Below are 19457 nucleotides of genomic sequence, written 5' to 3'. Positions count from 1 at the left end.
GATATTGTCTTAAGGATCAAGCACCGATGCAGTCGTTCAGCACGTCCCCTGCTGCCATGGTCAAGAGTGTCCTGATCAATCGAATATTGATCTACGTGTTGATCCGCAGAGAAGTCATCGGTCGCTACAAAGGCTCGATGCTCGGTATTTTGTGGTCATTCTTCACGCCGGTTTTCATGCTGGTGGTCTACACGTTCGTGTTCAGCGTCGTGTTCAAGGCCCGCTGGTCTGGCGGCGGTGAATCCAAGAGCGAATTCGCCCTGGTGCTGTTCGCCGGCCTGTTGGTGTTCAACCTGTTTTCCGAATGCGTGAACCGAGCGCCGGGCCTGGTGCTGGCCAATACCAACTACGTCAAGAAAATTGTGTTCCCACTGGAAACCCTGCCGCTGGTGTCGCTTGGCGCAGCGCTGTTCCACATGGGTGTCAGCGTCCTCGCCTGGCTGGTCTTCTATATCGTCCTGTTCGGTACCCCTCCGGTAACGGCTCTTCTGCTGCCGGTAGTGCTGTTCCCGTTGGTGCTGCTGACGCTGGGGATCTCCTGGTTTCTCGCCTCGATAAGCGTCTACCTGCGCGATATAGGCCAGTTCATCGGCATTATCATCACGGCGATGCTGTTCCTCTCACCGATTTTCTATCCGCTTTCGACACTGCCCCAAAGCTACCAGGCCATCTTGCAGGCAAACCCCCTGACGCTGCCGGTGGAAATGGTTCGCGATGTCCTGTTCTGGGGCAAGACGCCGCAATGGGAGCACCTGGCCGCTTATTCGGCGATTTCCGTGCTGATTGCCTGCTCAGGGTTCGCCTGGTTCCAGAGGACCCGCAAAGGCTTTGCCGACGTCATATGACGTTTGTATGCGTGGCGCCCCGTCCAGCAGCCGCTATGATGATTGATGGCACGGCTGGAGCCTGGGCCTGTCTGTTGATTGAAGCCAACGTCGATCCTGCAAGACCGAGTATGCGTTGCCGTATAAAACAAAGGACCAGAGAACCGCATGGACCAGATCAACCGTCTTGTTGATTGCATTGACAAATTGACTCGCTCAACACATTCCAGATCCATTGAAGCCTTGCAACTGGTCAAGGAAATCGAGAATCGAGATCGGCTTATCAAACAACTGAACCTTGATTCAAAAGCGCTTCGCACCCGTCTGTCACTTCAAGAAGGCAAGACCGGGCGGCTGCGCGAGCAATTGCGGGTGGCCGAACAGCGCCTCAAGGACGCCGAGGCGTTAATCCAGACAAAGGAAAGCGAGGCTGTCGTGCTTTCCGATTGGGCGGTGGATCTGCGCGCCCAACTGGCGGCCAAGCAGGCCGAGCTGTTCAAGATTTCTGATTGGGGCAACGCCATCGAACGCGCACCGCTGCGTTATTCGATACGCAAGCAGTTGTATAAATTATCGCGCCGGGTCTACGCCTGGTTGCCACTCACCGCACAGCAGAAAAGCAAACTGGCACGTCGACTTCGAAGCTGGTTGAAACCCGGCAAGGCAACACCAGGCGAATCATCGGCAGACGCTGGTTTTGCCCTGCAACCTCTGCCACCGCCCGTAAACCTTGCAGTACCGTCTAGCCTCGGGCAGCCCATGATCCTGATGTTCGGCGTGATCGACTGGCATTTTCGCATCCAACGCCCACAAAACCTTGCCAAGGAGTTGGCCCGGGCCGGACAAACGACCTTTTATATCTCGAACGACTTCATCGACGACGATGCCCCCGGCTTCGAAGCAGAGCCCTTGGAGGGCTCCAACCGGCTGTTCCAGATCCGTTTCAAGGTGCTCGGTGCACCGGCCATTTATCATGCCCCGCCGTCAGCAGCCGCCATTCGCCAGTTGTGCGAAGGCCTGGCCATGCTCCTGCAATCGGCGAACGTCGATGCCGTGGATTGCATTGTCCAACACGCCTACTGGTTCCCGCTGGCAAGGCGTGTCCCCAACGCCACGCTGGTCTATGACTGCATGGATCACCACGAAGGCTTTGGCAACGTTGCCCAGGAGTTGCTCGACCTGGAAATCGCCCTGATGCGCAGGGCCGATCTGCTGGTGGCGACATCCGACTGGATCGAACAACACGGCAAGCGGGAAAACCGCAACGTCGAGGTGATCCGCAACGCCTGCGAGTTCAGCTTCTTCAGCCAACGTCCCGACAAGGTCTATCGGGACCCGGCCAACAGAAAAATCATCGGCTACTACGGCGTCATTGCCGAATGGTTCGACCTGGACCTGGTCAAGCGGGTCGCCCAATCCTTCCCACAGCACCTGATACTGTTGATCGGCAGCGATACCGTCCAGGCGAAAAAATACTTCAAGGCCTGCCCGAATGTGGTCCTGGAAGGCGAAGTCCCGTATACCTCCCTGCCTTACTACCTCCACGCCATGGACGTTTGCCTGCTTCCGTTCAAGGTCATGCCGTTGACCCTCGCCACCAACCCGGTCAAGGTCTATGAATACCTGAGCGCGGGGAAACCGGTGGTGTCGGTGAAACTGCCGGAGTTGAACCAGTTTGGCAAATTGGTCTGGGCAGTTGAAGAGCCGACGGAGTTCATCTCTACCCTACGCGGTGTCCTGGGCGCACTGCCAGAGGCCAGCGCCACGCTGGAGGCCCGTCAATCGTTCGCCCGGGGCCAGACCTGGCAGCATCGGGCCGCCAGCCTGCGCGAGGCCATTGCGACATTGCCCCTGCCCAAAGTCAGCGTGGTGGTGTTGACCTACAACAACCTCGAACTGACCAAGGCCTGCCTCGACAGCCTGTTGACCCAGAGCCAATACCCGAACCTTGAAATCATCGTTGTCGATAACCACTCCAGCGACCAGACCCCGGCCTACCTCACCGCCTGGGCCAAGGGACACCCAGACCGGATCGTCATCCTCAACCCGGACAACAAGGGATTTTCCGCCGGCAACAACCTGGGCCTCGCGGCAGCCAGTGGCGACTATCTGGTCATCCTGAACAACGACACGGTCGTCACCGCTGGCTGGATCAAAGGCTTGATCCGTCATCTGCAGGACAACAAGGAAATCGGCATCATCGGCCCGATCACCAACAACATCGGCAACGAGGCCAAAGTCAGCACCGGCTATGACCGGCTGGAAGACATGCCCGCCGAAGCCGCGCAAATGACCCGCGCTCGCATGGGTGAGTGGTTCGAAATCAACACCCTGGCGTTTTTCTGCGTGATGTTCCCGCGTTCGACCTACGAGCAAATCGGTGGCCTGTGCGAAGAGTATGGCCTGGGGTTCTTCGAGGATGACGATTACTGCCGTCGCGTGCAGCGTCGTGGCATGCGCGCGGCCTGTGCCGAAGACGTCTTCGTTCACCACCACCTGTCCGCCTCGTTCGACGCCTTGGGTGCCAAGAAAAAACAGGCACTTTTCGAAAAGAACCGGGCGATCTACGAGAGCAAGTGGGGATCCTGGGTCCCGCACACGTACCGAGATGTATAAGCAGCCCCTTTGCATGCAATGCCATTTATTCAAGGGAGCTGATGAATCCGTGGCGAGGGAGCTTGCTCCCGCTGGGCTGCGAAGCGGCCCCGAACCCAGCCTCCGCAGCGTGTCAGGTTGGTCGCATCCTGCCTTTTTGGGGGCTGCTGTGCAGCCCAGCGGGAGCAAGCTCCCTCGCCACGGATCCTGGTTTGCCTCAATGGACAGCATTGCCCCTTTAGCCGAGACGATATTTTGCCCAGATTCAGCCTGAAATACGCAGTGGTGTTGTTGGTTTTACTGGCGAGTTCGGTGGTCGGCGTATACGGTTTTTCGACGCTTGAACTGGCGTCCATGAACAGCGGCACCCGGACGATATTGCTGTCACTGGCAAGCCTGGCCGCCCTCACCGTCTTCACTCGCAAGCCACCGATCATTCTTTGCCTGGGTTTGCTGGCGTGCCTGTCCATTGCCTGCGCACAGATTTGGCCGGTGATGGTCGTCGCGGTGTTCGCACTGTCTTCGACCGTACTCGGCAGGTGGATGCTCAGGCAAGAAACCTTGGCCGACTGGAGCGTCCACCTGCTGGTGGGAGCCGGTACGTTCGGCACACTGACAGGCCTGGCGGCCTACTTGCCGATCAACTACCCCTGGCTGTATGGCGCACTGCTGTTGTTGCCGCTTGTATTGGGACGTAGACACGTCACCTCGATAGGCCGTGAACTGTTGCGGCAGATCCGGGCCAGCCGCTCAGCGCAAACACCCCTCCAGACGGGGCTCGACGTGCTGATCGGCAGCTTCGCCTGCCTCTATGTGTTGGTCGCCTTCATGCCGGAGGTCGGGCATGACGCGTTGGCCATGCACCTCTTTGTCCCGTCACACCTGGCCCAACAGCATCAATGGAAGTTCGATGCGAACACCTATGTGTGGGCGGTCATGCCCATGCTGGCCGACTGGATCTACAGCATTGTCTATATGCTGGCCGGTGAAACAGCCTCGCGCCTGAGCAACAGCGCGTTCACCCTGCTGCTGGCGTGGCAGATTCGCAACATGACCCTCTGGGCCGGAGGCTCCGCCACAAGCGCCCGCTGGGCCAGCCTGATCTTTCTGTCAACGCCCCTCGCCTTCGCCGAAAGCAGCAGCCTGCACATCGAATCGGCGTGGACCGCCTTCATGATGGCCGGGACGCTGGCGATCCTGAAGGTCTCAAGCTCTACGCCGGAGCCCAGGGAGCGCCTGTCGCAATTGCTCCTGGCGGGCCTCCTGCTGGGCTTCGCCATGGCGACCAAGGCCGTGACCCTGAGCGTCCTGCCGGTCCTGCTGGTGATCCTCTTGCTGCACTACAAGTCCTGGGCTGTCCAAGGGATCGCCAAGACGCTCCTGCTGGGCAGTGTCGCCCTGATACTGGCCGGTGCGACCCCTTACGCCTCTGCCGGGTACTTGACCGGCAACCCCGTGTTCCCGTTTTTCAATGCCATTTTCCATTCGCCGCTCTGGCCGAACATCAATTTCGAACCACCGGCCACTTTCGGTACCGGGGTGACCTGGGACACCCTCTATCGAATGGTCTTCAAATCGCCTCAGTTCATCGAAGGGCGGGTTGGCGCGGCGGGCTTTCAATGGCTGCTGCTGCCCACGGCTGCCGTCGCCGTGCTGTTGAGCGGCAACAAAAAAGCCCTGTGCATCCTCCTGGTCGGCGCCGGCGCGATGTTCATGACGTTCCACTCAACGGCCTACCTGCGTTATGTGTTCCCCTCCTTCGCGCTGTTCTCAGTGATCCTGGCCCTGCCCTTTTCCGACGCCAGGATCTTCCCGCGCAGCCTCGCCATCGTGGCCGGTGCCGTGTTGATCCTGACCAATACCCGTTTCATCCAGGCCGCGACTTACTATGGCGAAATCAAACCCTCTGCACTGTTGAGCACGGCAGGTCGGGATGCCTATCTATTGGAACGCCTGCCCATCCGGAAAATGGTCGACACCGTCAACGCCTTGAATACCGGGCATCAGCCCGTGGCGGTCTTTGCGTCGCCCTTGATGGCGGGTTTGCATGGCGATGCCCTCTACGCGTCGTGGTACAACCTGAAATGGAAAAGCGAATTCGATTCGGCGGCTTCGCCATCAGAACTTGCCCAGCGCTTGCGTCGGCGCCAGGTGAGCTGGCTGGTGATCGACCTCAAGTCCCTGCCCCAGGCGCCACTCGATCGGCTGCTCACGGTGTCCACGTCGTATGCCAGACTGGGTGACATGGAACTGCGCAAACTCAATGACACGCACTACGAACACCTGCTCAACCCAGGGCTGTCCAGCCTCGAGGGCTGGAGCCTGACGTCACCCTCGACCTATGACGCGGCGCGCAAGATCCTGACCGTCAGTGTCAAGACACCGGCAACCCAACGTGTCGACGTGACGCCGGGGCTGACGTACATCAACAGCGTGTCGGCACGCTGCGCAACGACAGCCACGCCTGGAAGAATCCAGGCCAATTGGATGGACGAACAAGGCGATTTCATTACCACCAGCATCGAGACGTTTGACTGCACCACGCAATGGGAGACCCATGAGATGAACGTCGTAGCCCCTGCCAATGCCACGTCCGTGATCATTTACGCATCCGGGCATACCGACACTCCCCTGGAGTTCAAGTCACTTTCATTCAGGCAATAGTTGGCGATATCGATGAACTCAAAAACAGCGCTTTTCACGGACGAGCAACGCGTCGCCGTCGTCATCCCCAGCTATCGGGTTACCGCTCATATAGGCGCCGTCATAGCGGCCATAGGGCCGGAGGTCTGGCGCATCTACGTCATCGACGATGCCTGCCCGGACGGTTCAGGCGGGCATGTCCTGGCCTCCTGTAACGACCCCCGGGTCAAGGTGCTGCCCCATGACGTCAACAAAGGCGTGGGCGGTGCGGTCATGACCGGCTATCGAGCCGCCCTCGACGACGGCGCAAGTATCATCGTCAAAGTCGATGGGGACGGCCAGATGGACCCGACCCTGATCCCGCTGTTCATCGAGCCGATCCTGGCGGGAGAAGCCGACTACACCAAGGGCAATCGGTTTTTCGATCTGGAAGAGGTCCAATCGATGCCGCGCATTCGCCTTTTCGGCAATGCCGTGTTGTCGCTGATGGCCAAACTGTCGACGGGTTACTGGGACCTGTTCGACCCCACCAACGGCTACACGGCGATTCACCGTGACGTCGCCAGGCTTTTACCCCTGGACAAGGTCAGCCAACGCTACTTTTTCGAGACCGACATTCTGTTCCGCCTGAACACCGTGCGCGCCGTCGTGGTGGATATTCCGATGGAAGCCCGATACGGCGATGAGGTCAGTCACCTCAAGATCTCGAAAATTGTCGGTGAATTCCTGTTCAAACACCTGCGAAATTTCACCAAGCGCGTGCTCTACAACTATTATCTGCGCGACATGTCCCTGGCTTCGATCGAACTGCCGATCGGGATTCTCATGTTCTTGTTCGGCACCCTTTTCGGCAGTTATCACTGGTATGAATCGGCGCGCAATGGCATCGCGACGCCAGCCGGCACCGTGATGCTCAGCGCACTGCCCATGCTCATGGGGTTGCAACTGATCATGGCGTTCCTCGGTTATGACATCGCCTCCGTACCCAGCAGGCCAAGGCAATCCAGGCGTGGTAGAGCAACCTCATTGCGGGAAGAAAACTCATTAAAGCGCTAAGAGATTTTTTAACGGACCCGTCGCTCAAGGCACTGGATGTCGATGGCAACGAACGCCTCGAACTTCACGGCAAAGTGCTTGAGCGCAAGCGGATGCTTCGGGAAGTATTCGTGGAGTTCCACTACGCGTTTCATCGCCTGGCAGACCGCTATTTCAAGGTCGAAGGTCTTGAGGTGGAGTTGGGGGCAGGCATCGCACCCATGCGCAATTCGTACCCTGAAGTATTGGCGACGGACATTGTCGCCACCGAGCAACTGGACATGGCGCTCAATGCCGAGGCAATGAGCCTGGACGATCACTCGGTCAGGGCCTTTTATGGCCAGAACTGTTTTCACCACTTCCCTCATCCCGATCGTTTCTTCACGGAGCTGGAAAGAACCCTCAAGATCGGCGGCGGCGCCATTTTGATCGAACCCTTCCACGGCCCCTTTGCCGCATTTCTCTATAAGCGCCTGTTCAAGTCCGAAGGCTTCGACATGCACTTCCCTTCTTGGGAAACCCCGTCGACCGGGCCCATGAACGGCGCCAACCAGGCCCTCAGCTACATCGTCTTCGTTCGCGACAGGCAGGCGTTCGAACGCAAATACCCAGGCTTGGAAATCGTCCACCAGGAAATCTGCGGCAACTATCTGCGTTACCTGGTTTCCGGCGGCTTGAACTTTCGCCAGTTGCTGCCCGACGCGCTGATCCCTGTGCTCAAGGTCATCGAAAAACTGCTGTATCCGTTGAGGCGAGTATTGGCGCTGCACCACATCGTGGTCATCCGGAGGAAGTCTTGACCTTTATCCGGTACGGCACCATCCAACTCGTGGCTTATGCGCTGGACATGGGGACCTTCTTGCTGTTGATGGCCTTGTTCAACGATCAACCCATCCTGGCCAACATCGCCGGTAAAGGCGTCGCCGGTGTGTTCGCGTTCTTTTTGCATCGGCACTTCACGTTCCAGTCGACCGGCGGCAGCAGCAAGGTTCAAGCGGTGCGCTATTTCTCGTTGCTTGCCATCAATATTCCACTCGCTTCGGCGCTGTTCAGCGTGGGGCTGTATTTCGTCAACAGCCCTGCCCTGGTGAAATTTGTCTCCGATGTGGCCTGCGTGGTGCTGACTTACTGGATCAGCAAACTGTTCGTGTTTCATTCCGCTGCGCACCCGCCTGTTCCCACTGACCGCGCCGAAGGCGCATGACGATGAAGCTACTGATTACCGGCGCGACAGGCTACATCGGACAGCGCTTGTCAGCCCTCGCGGCGGCCAGCGGACACGAGGTCATGTGCGCCACGCGCCAGCCGTGCCCCGCCACCTACGCCTGGCTCCCTTATGACCTGCGGGGCCCGGCGCCCAAGTGCCCGGCGGGCACCCAGGTGTTGATCCATTTGGCGGCCGACACATCGACAGCTGCCACCGGCGCAGACGACGAAGTCAAGGCGGCCCAGGCGCTGATCCATTGCGCCCAACAAGGCTCGGCCAGGTTCATCTTCATCTCCAGTCAAACCGCCGAGGCCACGGCTCCTGGCGCTTATGGCCGGACCAAGTGGCGTATCGAGCAGCACGTGCTGGCCGCCGGGGGCACCGTGATCCGTCCCGGCCAAGTGTATGGTGGCCCCGAACGCGGGCTCTTTGGCTTGTTGTCAGGGTTGGTGCGCCGAAGCCCGTTTATTCCGATCCTGATGCCGGCACCAGGCGTGCAACCTATTCATGTCGACGACTTGGCAGCCTCGATATTAGCGGTCGTCGAACGGAATGACATTCACGCCGAGATCCTCAATCTGGGCGCCGTGAAACCGATTGCCTTTGGCCGCTTCCTGATGTCGATTGCGGAGCACCGGGTGCGTGCCGCTCGTCTGCCAGTCCCTCTGCCGGTGGCATTGCTCAGGCTATTGCGCCTGTCACTCGGACGATCCTTGAGCGCGAAATTGGGCCTGGAGCGGATTTTTTCCCTCATCCACCTGCCGCCCATGGACAGCGCGCGGTCCCTGCAAAAACTCGGCATCCAGTTGCGCCCCCTTGCCCACGGCATGCATCGATCCGGCCATGGGCAACGTCGCGGGCTTCTGCAAGAAGCCGCGGGCCTCTTGCACTACCTGCTCAAACGCCCGCCGCAAAGAAGCCTGGTCAGTCGTTACGCCAGGGCATTGGAACGTGCGGATAAAACCCGACCCATCATTCATTCACGCTTGCTGATGCGCTGGCCGATACTCCTGGCGCTCCTGGACAATCCCGGTGTCCTGCACAAGCCCGACGGCCAGGAACTGGCCTGGCGCCTGCAGGTTGCACTCGGTATCGCCGAAGCCAGCCCCCAGGGCGCGCAGGTGTTTCTCGGCGCCCAACAGCCGCGCAGCCTGGTCGCCACGCTGGTTGCGCTGGGACTCACCTCGGTCAAAGCGCTGGCGTGGAAGATAGCGGCGCTGTTAGGCCGCCCCTTTGCCCGCCAGTTGTTGCGTGGAAGTGAAGCCCACCGTGAAGCCTGAATTTGATGTGATCATTGTCGGCAGCGGCCCGGCCGGGACTTCGGCAGCCTATCCGCTGGTCAAGGCGGGCCTGAAAGTCCTGATGGTCGATGCCCAGGCCGATACAGGCTCAGCGACGCCGCCGACGCGTCCATTTCTCAGCACCAGGGCAAACGATGAGCATCAGTGGAAATGGATGATCGGCGAAAACTTCCACGCTTTGAACCAACTGGACGCGGTATCGCCCAAGCTGAAGACGCCGACCCACGCCCATGTTTTCGAAGGGTTCAGCGCCCGCAATCGCATCGAGACCGACAACTTTATCGGCATCGGTTCACTGGCCACCGGAGGCCTGTCCAATGCCTGGGGCTGCGGCGTGGCAACGCTTGGGGCCAGCGACTTTACCGGGCTGCCCATCGAATATTCCGAGATGCAGGCGTCCTATGAAACGGTAACTCGCCGGATCGGTATCAGTGGCCGGATCGACGATGACCTCTCAAGCTACTTCGGCCTCGATGAGTGGTCGCAACCGCCCCTGCCATTGGACACACTGCACCAGCGCCTGCTCGATCACTACACCCGGCGCCGACCGGCGTTTCCCGAACAGGGGTTTCGCCTTGGCCGCTCCAGGGTCGCCGTCTTGAGCCAGCCGCTGGACGAGCGCAAGGCCTGCGACCTGTCTGGAAACTGCTTGTGGGGCTGTCAGAACCAGGCCTTGTATAGCGCCTCGCAAGAACTGCAAAAACTCAAGCAATACCCAGGGTTCCAGCACGTCCAGGACTTCCTCGTGGAGGACCTGCAGAAACTGGACGGTGCATGGGCGATCACCGACCATCGCTCCGCCCGGCGCTTCTGCGGTACGCGCCTGCTGCTGGCGGCGGGGACCCTGGCCACGACCCGGCTCGCCCTCAAGGGCCTGAACCATACGGCCGCGATCCCACTGCTGTCATCACCGACGGCGGCTTTCCTGCTATGGCTGCCGAAAATGCTCGGAACCCCAAGGGTGTCGACATTCGGCCTGGGCCAGCTATCGTTCGCCCTAGCGCTGACGGCCAGCGCCACGGCGTTCGGTTCGACGTTCAGTACCACAGGCTTGCCGATGACCGAGTTTGTCAGCCGGATCCCCATGAGCAAACGCTACAGCATCGAGCTGCTGAAAAACCTGCTCAGCGCTTGCCTCGTCGGGAACATCTTCCTTCCCGGGCACCTGTCCAACAACACCGCGGTCTTGCGCCCCGACGGTTCGTTGCGCATCGAAGGCCAAGTGCATCCCGAGCTCCCCGGGCTCATGAGAACTGCCGAGGCGAAGCTGCGCCGGGTCTATTGGAAAATGGGCGCACTGTTGATGCCCATGAGCTTCACCGTCGGCAGACCGGGGGCGGATATCCATTATGCGGGGACCCTGCCCATGCACTCGACGCCCCGGATCGGGCAGACCGATCGCCTTGGCGAAGTCGCAGGCCTTGGCGGTGTGCATATTATCGACGGCGCCTGCCTGCCCTGCCTTACCGAGAAATCCCACACGCTGACTCTCATGGCCAACGCGGACCGGATAGCACGCTCACTCGTAACAACGATAGGAAATCACAAGGCATGACCCGCAAGGTACTCTGCATCGTCGGTACGCGTCCGGAGGCCATCAAAATGGCCCCCGTGATCAAGGCGCTCCAGGCCGAAAAGAATATCGTTTGTCGGGTGCTCGCTACCGCCCAGCACCGAGGCTTGCTGGACCAGGTGCTTGAGGGTTTCGCAATCACTGCCGACCTGGACCTGGACATCATGCGCCCCAACCAGTCATTGGCGGCGCTGACCTCACGCTTGCTGCTTGGACTCGACGGCGTACTGCAAGCCGAGAAACCGGATGTCGTGCTGGCCCAAGGCGACACGACCACGGTCATGAGTGCTGCGCTGGCGTGTTTCTACCTGCAGATTCCCTTTGGCCATGTCGAAGCAGGCCTGCGTACCGGGGACCTGCGCACTCCGTTCCCCGAAGAAGCCAACCGGGTGATCACCGGCAAGCTGACCCGCTGGCATTTCGCGCCTACCCAGCAGGCCGTGGACAGCTTGCTGCGCGAGGGTGTCGCCACCAGCGATATCACCCTGACCGGCAATACCGTGATCGATGCCTTGCTGATGACTGCCGCACAAGACTCAGCCCTGACTGTCCCACTGGACGCCAGCAAACGCCTGGTGCTGGTGACCGCCCATCGCCGGGAAAATTTCGGCGAACCGTTCCAGAATATCTGCCAGGCACTCAAGCATCTGGCCGAGCGGAACCCGGACATCCAGATCCTCTATCCCGTCCATCCCAACCCGAACGTCAAGGATGTCGCGCACCAACTGCTTGGGCGGACCCCGAACATCATCCTCTGCGCACCGCTGGATTACGCACCGTTCATCGCGGCAATGAAGCGCTCGTACCTGATCATCAGTGACTCCGGGGGCGTGCAGGAAGAAGCCCCGGCCCTGGGCAAACCGGTGCTGGTCCTTCGAGAGGAAACCGAACGCCCGGAGGCGGTCGACCTCGGCGTGGTCAAGCTGGTCGGCGCCAACCGGGACACCATCGTCGAAGCAGCACAGCGGCTGCTCGATGATCCGCAGGCTTATCAGGCCATGGCACGTGGGGTTTCCCCCTATGGCGACGGCAAGGCCGCCGCGCGCATCGTCGACGTTTTAAGGCAGCACTTCCAGCCATGCGCATGATCTACCTGTCCCCGGTGCCATGGGCCAGCTTCAGCCAGCGCCCCCATCACTTCATCAACTGGTATCACCACCAGACCGGGGCGCCAGTACTCTGGATCGATCCGTACCCGACGCGTTTACCCACGCTGAACGATTTCAAGCGCAAGCCGCCTGTTGCCGATCAGCAAAGCGTCGCCGTTCCACCCTGGTTGCAGGTCTGCAAACCCCGGAGCTTACCCATCGAGCCCATTCCGGGCTCGGCAATAATCCTCAAGCGACTGTGGCGCAACCTGTTCAAAGAGGCTGCGGCATTTTCCGCAGAAGGCCCATGCATGATCTGTGTCGGAAAACCTTCCGAACTGGCCCTGCAACTGCTCGCCCTCATCCCTGGAAGCCATGCTGTCTACGATGCCATGGATGATTTCCCGGCCTTTTATCAGGGCCTGTCACGCAGGTCCATGGAACGCCGCCAGGCACAGCTCATTCGACGGGTCGCCAAAGTACTGGCGTCCTCCAGCGCCCTTCGCGACAAACTCCTGGGCACAACCGACCAGGTAGAACTGGCCCTCAATGCCTGTGACATGCACGCACTGGCGCCGGTCGAAAGCCTGGACTTCGGTGCCAAACAACAGGTACTCGGCTACGTTGGCACGCTGGGGCGTTGGTTCGATTGGGAGCTGGTCATCGCGCTGGCGCAGGCCAATCCTGGAAACCAGATCCGGCTGATCGGCCCCCTCTTCACACCGCCGCCTTGCGTATTGCCCGCCAATATCGAGCTGCTACCCGAATGCTCCCACGCCGGTGCAATCGCGGCCATGGCAACGTTTTCGGTGGGTTTGATCCCGTTCAAGCTCAACCGCCTGACCGCTTCGGTCGATCCGATCAAATACTACGAATACCGCGCCCTCGGCCTGCCCGTCATCTCCACTCGCTTCGGTGAAATGGCCCTGCGCGACCGGGAACCAGGGGTCTGGATCGTGGATGAAGGCACCGATCTGGGTAAAACCGCCATGCAAGCACTCGCCAGCCAAAGCGACCGCTCGACTGTTCATCAATTTCGTCAGGCGCACCTTTGGGCCCAGCGTTTTTCTGCGATCAATCTCAAAAACGGCAAATAACGGCCGATACCCAGGATAAGACCCCGCGACTGGGGCGCAGGACAGAACGGTAGGTCAGTCATGACAGAGATTTATTTGCTGATAGCGCACGGCACGGACCAGGGCGAAGCTTACGTCCTGGGCTGGTTCGATGACCGGAGCAAAGCCCGGGAAGTGGCCGAGCAGAAAGAATGGGAAACGTACCGCGCCAGCCTGAAGGAGAAACATCCATGGTCCAGCCACAAACCGCTGGCACCGGACCAGACGGACTATCGCCGCTACTGGATCAAGACCATTTCAAAATTCGAGCATGTGCCGGTGCCAAGGTCCTTTGCGGTTCATTGATCACCACGCATGAATATTCAACGAAACGAGCGTTATCGGTAGCGGTCTAGACGATTAAGCCCATCCGATGAGAGCGTTTTTATGTTGAAATTCCTTGGCGGTACCGTAGGCATCATCTTCCTGATTGGCCTGATCGTGGTGATTGCGCTGTTCAAGTTCATTTTTTGAGCGTGGCGGCGGCGATCATTGGCTTGGTGTTCCACCTCCCTGGAGAGCAGATCGCAATAACATGACAATCACAGGGACGGATAAGGCTGACTGGGAGCCGCTGCAGCTTGAATGGCATCAAGGTTTCGCCTTCGTCGACGGCATGCTGCTGGGCGACGGGCGCGTGCCTGATGTGTACATCATGCTCAACCCTCAAGGCGCACGACCCGGCGAGTTAGCACAATCTGCCAGCGCTGGGCTCTATCCGCCCTCGCCCTTGCTTGCCGATCAGCCGGTTTGGCGACATCGACGCAACCCTTGGGTCTTGCGCGACGCTCTGCGCGATTACTACCTGCTTCCGACCTACCGGGAACGCCATGGCTACCACGCGCTGCAGGCCCTGCCGTTTCGTTTCGACAACGGCCTGGAAAGCCTCGGCCACCAGTACTGGCGTGACGCAACCGGCGCCTATTGGTTCGGCGACTACGCGATCAGCCGAATTCCCGAGGCACGGCACGACAGCCTGGCCCTGTTGCCAGCGTCACCAGCCTCGGTGACTTCAGCGTCCGCCCTGTTCAGCGACGGGGTGAATATCTTTTTGCAGGGGCATTTTATCGCCAGCGCCACGGTGCGGGTGCGGTATTGCAACCACCCGTCCTATCGAGTGATCGACGGTCAGGTCTACAAGGGCTTCAAGCCCCTGCACCAGAAGGACGGCACGCCGCTGCCGATCGCAACCCCGTACGACTTCCAGATGCTCGCCCATCGCTGGGGCACAGATGGGCAGTCGATCATCGTGCAAGCGCAGCAAGGTTCGAGCATTTCCTATGAATACTTCTATCGCATCGACAATGCCGACCTGGCGACCTTCACCGTGCTTAACGAACGCTACGCCAAAGACCGCCACCGCGCCTATTACCTGACTGGCAAGAGCATTCGCTACGTTGGCGATTTCCACCTGCTCAAATGCTCGCAGCCAGTGTTTGATGAGTGCGGCCGCGTGGTCAGTGCCAGCGAATACGAGGATGACTATTTTGCCGTGGACGACACGTTCGTCTACGCCGCCGGGACCCGCTTGCGTGAAGCCCATGGTCCGAGTTTTCGCCACTTGGGGTTCGACTATTACCGTGATCACCAGCACGTCTACAGGCGCCAGAAACGCCTTGATGTCGATGCGCAAAGCTTCGTAGTGACCCAGCTCTATCGCAATGACCAGGATTACTCGCCCGTGCTGGTCGGTGACAAGCACGGCCCGCTGGGCTCCGGCGGCATCATCGATGCGGCCATGCAAGAAGCGTGGGCTCCTTACTTCGAAGCCCATCCGCAGTTGGAGGGTTATTGGTGGCACCGTTTGCAGGCACAGTCGAAAACCGCGCAAACGCAGGTAGAAACGCAGCCGTTGCAGGCCATCGGTCTCGGTTTCGAACGGGGCGACCAGGTGTATTTCCATGGACGCGTGATCAACGGGCTGGACGCGGCGAGTTTCAAATTGCTGGACACACACCTGTGCGGCGACGCCCAGGGTTTGTATCTGATCCCGTTTCATAACGCCGAATCCGAGGTGCCTGAACGTTTTTCCCAGGAGCCCGCGGAGCATTTCCGCTCACTGGGTGCGCCCTACCTGACTGACGGTAAGACGGTGTTCTGTCACCGGGTTTTTTACCACCCCCCGGAGCCGATTCGTAAGGCGCAAGCGGCCACGTTCGAGTCCTGCGGTCATGGTTGGGCCAAGGATCGGGATGCGGTGTATTACTACGGCGAGGCGAAAAAACGCCTACACCCCTCGGACACCCGCATTCTCGGCACCTATGCCATCAGCCCTAGCCTGATTCTCTCGGAAGGCAAGCCGCTGGAGGTGGCATTCGACCCTGATGAAGTCCGCGTGCCCCATCCCGACTTCCTGCAACTGGGCACGCGCAAGTTGTTCTGCCACCGACGCCCGCTGAGCGCCAAGCGGATCGACTTGACCACGCTCGAATTCCTGGATGAGCGCTATGCCCGTGACCAACATTGCATCTATCACTACGACGGTTATGCAACCCTGACCGAGGTCGACGAAGCGCATTATCGGGAATCCCTCGGCCAGCCGTCGACGAACACCTAGAACTCCGTCACGACCGTAACGCCTGCCGTGTCAAACCGATCCATGTTCATGAGCGCATCAATCGATTGTTCCAGGCTGATGGTCTTGCCGACCAGTTTTTCAGGCGCCAGCTTGCCGGACGTGATCATCTCCATCATCGCGCCGTAACGGTGAGCCTGCATGCCATGGCTGCCACAGATCTCCAGCTCGTAGGCAATGACCTTGCTCATGGGGATTGCCGGCGTGCTGTGGTCCGCCAGCATCAAACCGACCTGGACGTGCCTGCCGCGCCGTCTCAGATTATTGATGGAGTTGAAGCAGGTCGTAGGATGGCCCAGGGCATCCAGCGAAACATGAGCGCCGCCCTTCGTAATCTCGAGCACCGCCTCGGTGACATCCGCCACCCGGCTTGCGTTGACCGTCGCGACGGCACCAAGCGACTGGGCAAGCTTGAGCTTATCGTCGCAGATATCGATGGCGATAACGTTCGCCCCGATAGCGTGGGCGATCATCACCGCGGACAACCCCACCCCGCCACAGCCATGAACCGCCACCCATTGGCCCGCCGAGACCTTGCCTTGATCGACAACCGCGCGAAACGAGGTGACGAAGCGACAGCCCAGGCTCGCCGCCGTGGCGAAATCCATGTTTTCAGGCAGCGCGACCAGGTTCAAATCCGCCTTGTGGATCCCCACATACTCGGCGAAAGACCCCCAATGGGTGAAGCCCGGCTGAAACTGGCTGTGGCACACCTGCTGGTTGCCGCTATTGCATTCCGGGCACGCCCCACAGCCACCGACAAAAGGCACGGTGATGCGATCGCCCACCTTCCACCGGCTGACATCCCTCCCCACCTCCGCCACGATCCCCGCCAATTCGTGACCGGGCACGTGGGGCAGTTGAATGTCAGGATCATGACCTTTCCAGCCATGCCAGTCGCTTCGGCACACGCCTGTGCCAAGGACCTGAACCACCACACCGTGACGCTCGGGGGTCGGGTCTTCGACGGTCATCAAACGAGGGGGTTGGGAAAAGGCTTCGTAAACTACGGCTTTCATGAGGATCCCTCTACTTTGGAAAAGCGCTATGGCTGAAACCGGGTTCGCGGACAGGCCTGGTCGCAAACCAACGCCAACAGTAACCACAAACTCCCTGACACGTAAAAATCTCTGTCGCTTAGAGGTTGCAGCTGTACTGGTATTCGAAGGGGAAGAATACTGTATCGACCACCGACGCTTTCGCTAAAAACGAGTCACCCCTTCCAAGCCACCAACATAGCCACCGCAGCCTAGTGGGTGCACTTACGCTCCACGCTCCATGCCGGGCGCGCAAAACGTGGACTTGAAGAAGATGCGCAATGTATAAGTCGGCTTTTTTACAACCACGGAAGGGATCAACAAACGATGCACAAACAACTTTTAATGGCTGCAATGTCACTGACTTCTTACTGTACCTCTGCAGCAGCCGACTCCTATTCGGACCTTAACACCCCCGACAAATCGGGTTACATGTGGGGGAAGGTCTATCAGCATACAAAAGCAGCGTGCGGCACCTTGCCCGAAGATCTCGAAGACGACTATGCGAAAGCAATCCGACTCCTTTCGGAGGCCAGTCCTGAGTTTGGCCCAACCTATCAAGATGGCCTGAAACCCAGCACAAAGAAGGATCCTTTGAGGTCAGCCGAGGAACTGGAGGATTTATGCGTAAAAGGTCAGGTAGGCCTTAGAACCCAGGTGAAGCTCGCACGATACTGGTTTTCTGCAAAATGGTAGGCGGGCGGGCAGACCGTCGGCCAGCCATGCCAGTCGATTCGGCATACGCCCGTGCCTAGGACCTGAACAACCACGCCATATGGCTCTCTGCCACCCATTTCAGCGTCCACACTTTCAATCGGACGGTGTATTCACTACATTGAGCGTAACCCTGCTCTGTCGACACGGACCGTCATGACTACCCTAACCCCGATCAGCCCTGCCATTCCCATCCAGTTCCCGACTCGTTCTGCCGTCGCGGCATCACCTGCAACAGTGATAGAGAGCACTGATGTCTTGCCAGCTCGACCAGCGGCAATCGTAAGCCTGGGCAACCCCGTGGCCGATGTCGAAGCGCAGACCTATTCCCGACTCGGGCAACTGCCCGGCCAGGAGACTGTCCGTGTCTGGGAAAAGGCAGGTCAGGACGCTGTCACTAACATCATGGGGACCAATCCCAAATCGCTGTCGATCGCCAACCGCTTCCACGGCCTGGGTGCAGCCTTGGTGGAGCAGTTCGCCAAGAGTGGTTCGAGCCTTTCCCAGTCAGTGCTCCATACCACCCCGGACAAGGCTCACAACGCCGCCGAGATAAAATCCGAACAGGCGCTGCTGCACAATAAAGCCGACAACCTGATCAGCCTCAGCATCAAGACCGCCAGTGGCAAGACGGTTACCTTCAGCCTGACCAGCCAGGACGATGGACTTGGCGTTCAGGCTACGGTGGACGGGGGCCCGCTGAGCGAGGACGAACTCAAGGCGATTGGTGTGCTTGGCAGTGCCTTTCAGGCCGCTGTCGACGGGTTGACGGCCGAGCCTCCCAAGCTCGACCTGGGCAAGCTGACGCAGTTCGACTCCAGCGTATTGGCATCCATTGACCTGAACGCCAAGCTCAAGGGCGTGGACGGTGAGGACCTGATCCTTGCCTACCGCGCCGACAGCCAGAGCCGCACCACGCAAATGAGTGGTCCGGATGGCGAATTGAACCTGAGCGTGGATCTGAAAAACAGCGCAATCCTGGGCGATGCCAAGCAGCAGGCCAACGCCCTGAACAGCTACCTCGCCCAGTTTGATCGGGTGCAGGAGCGTGGCAGCGCCAAGGCCGCCCTGATGGAGATGTTCAAGGACGCCTTCAGCGCCATGAACAGCCACTATCCACAGGGCGCTACCCCGTCACAGCCACTGACCCGTAACGCGACGGACAAAGGCCTGCTGACTGGGCTGGCAGACTTCGAGGCGTCCATCAAACAAACCAACGACGCGTCCAACCCGATGCGCCCATCCGAAGTCGATAGCTTTGCCTATACCCTGTCGCAGAAAACTGTCGTTGCAGGTTCCATAATGAGCAATCGCAGCGTCGATCAAGTCCAGCAATCGAGTTTATCGGCCAGTTATCACAAGAGCCTGAAGGGCGGGAAAGCACCCGCGCTAGGCACAACTAGCGACTCGCAGAACTATCTCTACGTAGAAGTGAATGACAAGGCCAGCAGCTCGGCCAGCCTTGCCTACAAAGACGGCCGACTGACCAGGGCTTCTGTCACGCAAAACGCCAGCCAGGACACCCGGACACAGCAGTACGTCATGGGCAAAATGGTTGAAGAGACCGTGGTGCCAAAGGAAGCTTCAACCAGCCGCAGTCACTTGGTATTGCTGGAATACGCCGCCAAGGAAAGCAAGAAATCCCAGGAGGCACAAGAACAATCCATGTTGAAGGAAGCGCTCGCCACCCTCCACGGTTCGGTGATGTTGCAGGAAAACCCTTCGGCGCTGGCGCGTTGAACACAATGCA

16 protein-coding genes are annotated in these 19457 nt (G+C 59.4%); 15 read left to right on the top strand and 1 reads right to left on the bottom strand.

Annotation, left to right across the window (positions count from 1 at the left end):
• Positions 1-26 precede the first annotated feature (26 nt).
• From AB4Z20_RS07780 to AB4Z20_RS07720, 13 genes are all read left to right on the top strand, one after another.
• A complete protein-coding gene (locus AB4Z20_RS07780) occupies positions 27-845 on the top strand; it encodes an ABC transporter permease (protein WP_253476289.1) in 819 nt (272 codons plus the stop codon).
• Positions 846-992: 147 nt separating this feature from the next.
• Positions 993-3440: a glycosyltransferase gene (locus tag AB4Z20_RS07775; protein WP_442089654.1), complete on the top strand. Its 2448-nt coding sequence runs from the start codon at positions 993-995 to the stop codon at positions 3438-3440.
• A 234-nt stretch (positions 3441-3674) separates the two neighbouring features.
• On the top strand, positions 3675-6083 hold the full coding sequence (locus tag AB4Z20_RS07770; protein WP_442089653.1) for a phospholipid carrier-dependent glycosyltransferase: 2409 nt from the start codon (positions 3675-3677) through the stop codon (positions 6081-6083).
• Between the two features lie 12 nt (positions 6084-6095).
• Positions 6096-7118, top strand: a complete 1023-nt coding sequence (locus AB4Z20_RS07765) for a glycosyltransferase family 2 protein (RefSeq protein ID WP_253476308.1) — start codon at positions 6096-6098, stop codon at positions 7116-7118.
• A gap of 110 nt (positions 7119-7228) precedes the next feature.
• Positions 7229-7897: a class I SAM-dependent methyltransferase gene (locus AB4Z20_RS07760; protein WP_442089652.1), complete on the top strand. Its 669-nt coding sequence runs from the start codon at positions 7229-7231 to the stop codon at positions 7895-7897.
• Entirely contained in the window at positions 7894-8301 is a 408-nt protein-coding gene (locus tag AB4Z20_RS07755) for a GtrA family protein (protein WP_253476312.1), read from the top strand. Before AB4Z20_RS07760 ends, AB4Z20_RS07755 begins: the two co-directional genes overlap by 4 nt.
• Positions 8302-8303: 2 nt before the next feature.
• Positions 8304-9584: an NAD-dependent epimerase/dehydratase family protein gene (locus AB4Z20_RS07750; RefSeq protein ID WP_442089651.1), complete on the top strand. Its 1281-nt coding sequence runs from the start codon at positions 8304-8306 to the stop codon at positions 9582-9584.
• Positions 9574-11160 carry an FAD-dependent oxidoreductase gene (locus AB4Z20_RS07745; RefSeq protein WP_442089650.1) on the top strand — a complete coding sequence of 529 codons (1587 nt, stop codon included), beginning with the start codon at positions 9574-9576 and terminating at the stop codon, positions 11158-11160. The genes AB4Z20_RS07750 and AB4Z20_RS07745 overlap by 11 nt, the downstream gene beginning before the upstream one ends.
• Positions 11157-12266, top strand: coding sequence for a non-hydrolyzing UDP-N-acetylglucosamine 2-epimerase (gene wecB / locus AB4Z20_RS07740; protein ID WP_320389071.1), 1110 nt, complete (start codon positions 11157-11159; stop codon positions 12264-12266). Before AB4Z20_RS07745 ends, wecB begins: the two co-directional genes overlap by 4 nt.
• On the top strand, positions 12257-13363 hold the full coding sequence (locus tag AB4Z20_RS07735; protein ID WP_442089649.1) for a glycosyl transferase: 1107 nt from the start codon (positions 12257-12259) through the stop codon (positions 13361-13363). Before wecB ends, AB4Z20_RS07735 begins: the two co-directional genes overlap by 10 nt.
• 60 nt (positions 13364-13423) lie before the next feature.
• On the top strand, positions 13424-13687 hold the full coding sequence (locus AB4Z20_RS07730; protein ID WP_258688790.1) for a hypothetical protein: 264 nt from the start codon (positions 13424-13426) through the stop codon (positions 13685-13687).
• Positions 13688-13768: 81 nt separating this feature from the next.
• Positions 13769-13855 carry a hypothetical protein gene (locus tag AB4Z20_RS07725; protein WP_442087941.1) on the top strand — a complete coding sequence of 29 codons (87 nt, stop codon included), beginning with the start codon at positions 13769-13771 and terminating at the stop codon, positions 13853-13855.
• A 61-nt stretch (positions 13856-13916) separates the two neighbouring features.
• Positions 13917-15938, top strand: coding sequence for a DKNYY domain-containing protein (locus tag AB4Z20_RS07720; protein WP_258688791.1), 2022 nt, complete (start codon positions 13917-13919; stop codon positions 15936-15938).
• On the opposite strand, the gene AB4Z20_RS07715 is transcribed toward AB4Z20_RS07720, so the two are convergent.
• Entirely contained in the window at positions 15935-16975 is a 1041-nt protein-coding gene (locus tag AB4Z20_RS07715) for a zinc-dependent alcohol dehydrogenase family protein (protein WP_258688792.1), read from the bottom strand. The genes AB4Z20_RS07720 and AB4Z20_RS07715 overlap by 4 nt on opposite strands.
• Before the next feature lie 345 nt (positions 16976-17320).
• Here AB4Z20_RS07715 and AB4Z20_RS07710 point away from each other — a divergent pair, with 345 nt between their 5' ends.
• Positions 17321-17689 (top strand): hypothetical protein, encoded by a 369-nt coding sequence (locus AB4Z20_RS07710; RefSeq protein ID WP_258688793.1) that lies wholly within the window; start codon positions 17321-17323, stop codon positions 17687-17689.
• A gap of 318 nt (positions 17690-18007) precedes the next feature.
• Positions 18008-19447, top strand: a complete 1440-nt coding sequence (locus AB4Z20_RS07705) for a lactate dehydrogenase (protein WP_258691254.1) — start codon at positions 18008-18010, stop codon at positions 19445-19447.
• The last annotated feature ends 10 nt before the right edge of the window (positions 19448-19457 follow it).

Origin of the sequence: Pseudomonas sp. KB_12 (assembly GCF_052114545.1) — a bacterium.
GTDB lineage: Bacteria > Pseudomonadota > Gammaproteobacteria > Pseudomonadales > Pseudomonadaceae > Aquipseudomonas > Aquipseudomonas brassicacearum.
Note: the sequence above shows the minus strand (reverse complement) of the source record. Positions and strands in the feature narration are given on the sequence as shown.

Coding starts and splice junctions, on each gene's coding strand:
- AB4Z20_RS07725 (WP_442087941.1), top strand. CDS start 13,769: ATGTTGAAATTCCTTGGCGGTACCGTAGGCATCATCTTCCTGATTGGC.
- AB4Z20_RS07710 (WP_258688793.1), top strand. CDS start 17,321: ATGCACAAACAACTTTTAATGGCTGCAATGTCACTGACTTCTTACTGT.
- AB4Z20_RS07715 (WP_258688792.1), bottom strand. CDS start 16,975: ATGAAAGCCGTAGTTTACGAAGCCTTTTCCCAACCCCCTCGTTTGATG.
- AB4Z20_RS07735 (WP_442089649.1), top strand. CDS start 12,257: ATGCGCATGATCTACCTGTCCCCGGTGCCATGGGCCAGCTTCAGCCAG.
- AB4Z20_RS07750 (WP_442089651.1), top strand. CDS start 8,304: ATGAAGCTACTGATTACCGGCGCGACAGGCTACATCGGACAGCGCTTG.
- AB4Z20_RS07730 (WP_258688790.1), top strand. CDS start 13,424: ATGACAGAGATTTATTTGCTGATAGCGCACGGCACGGACCAGGGCGAA.
- wecB (WP_320389071.1), top strand. CDS start 11,157: ATGACCCGCAAGGTACTCTGCATCGTCGGTACGCGTCCGGAGGCCATC.
- AB4Z20_RS07780 (WP_253476289.1), top strand. CDS start 27: ATGCAGTCGTTCAGCACGTCCCCTGCTGCCATGGTCAAGAGTGTCCTG.
- AB4Z20_RS07720 (WP_258688791.1), top strand. CDS start 13,917: ATGACAATCACAGGGACGGATAAGGCTGACTGGGAGCCGCTGCAGCTT.
- AB4Z20_RS07765 (WP_253476308.1), top strand. CDS start 6,096: ATGAACTCAAAAACAGCGCTTTTCACGGACGAGCAACGCGTCGCCGTC.
- AB4Z20_RS07775 (WP_442089654.1), top strand. CDS start 993: ATGGACCAGATCAACCGTCTTGTTGATTGCATTGACAAATTGACTCGC.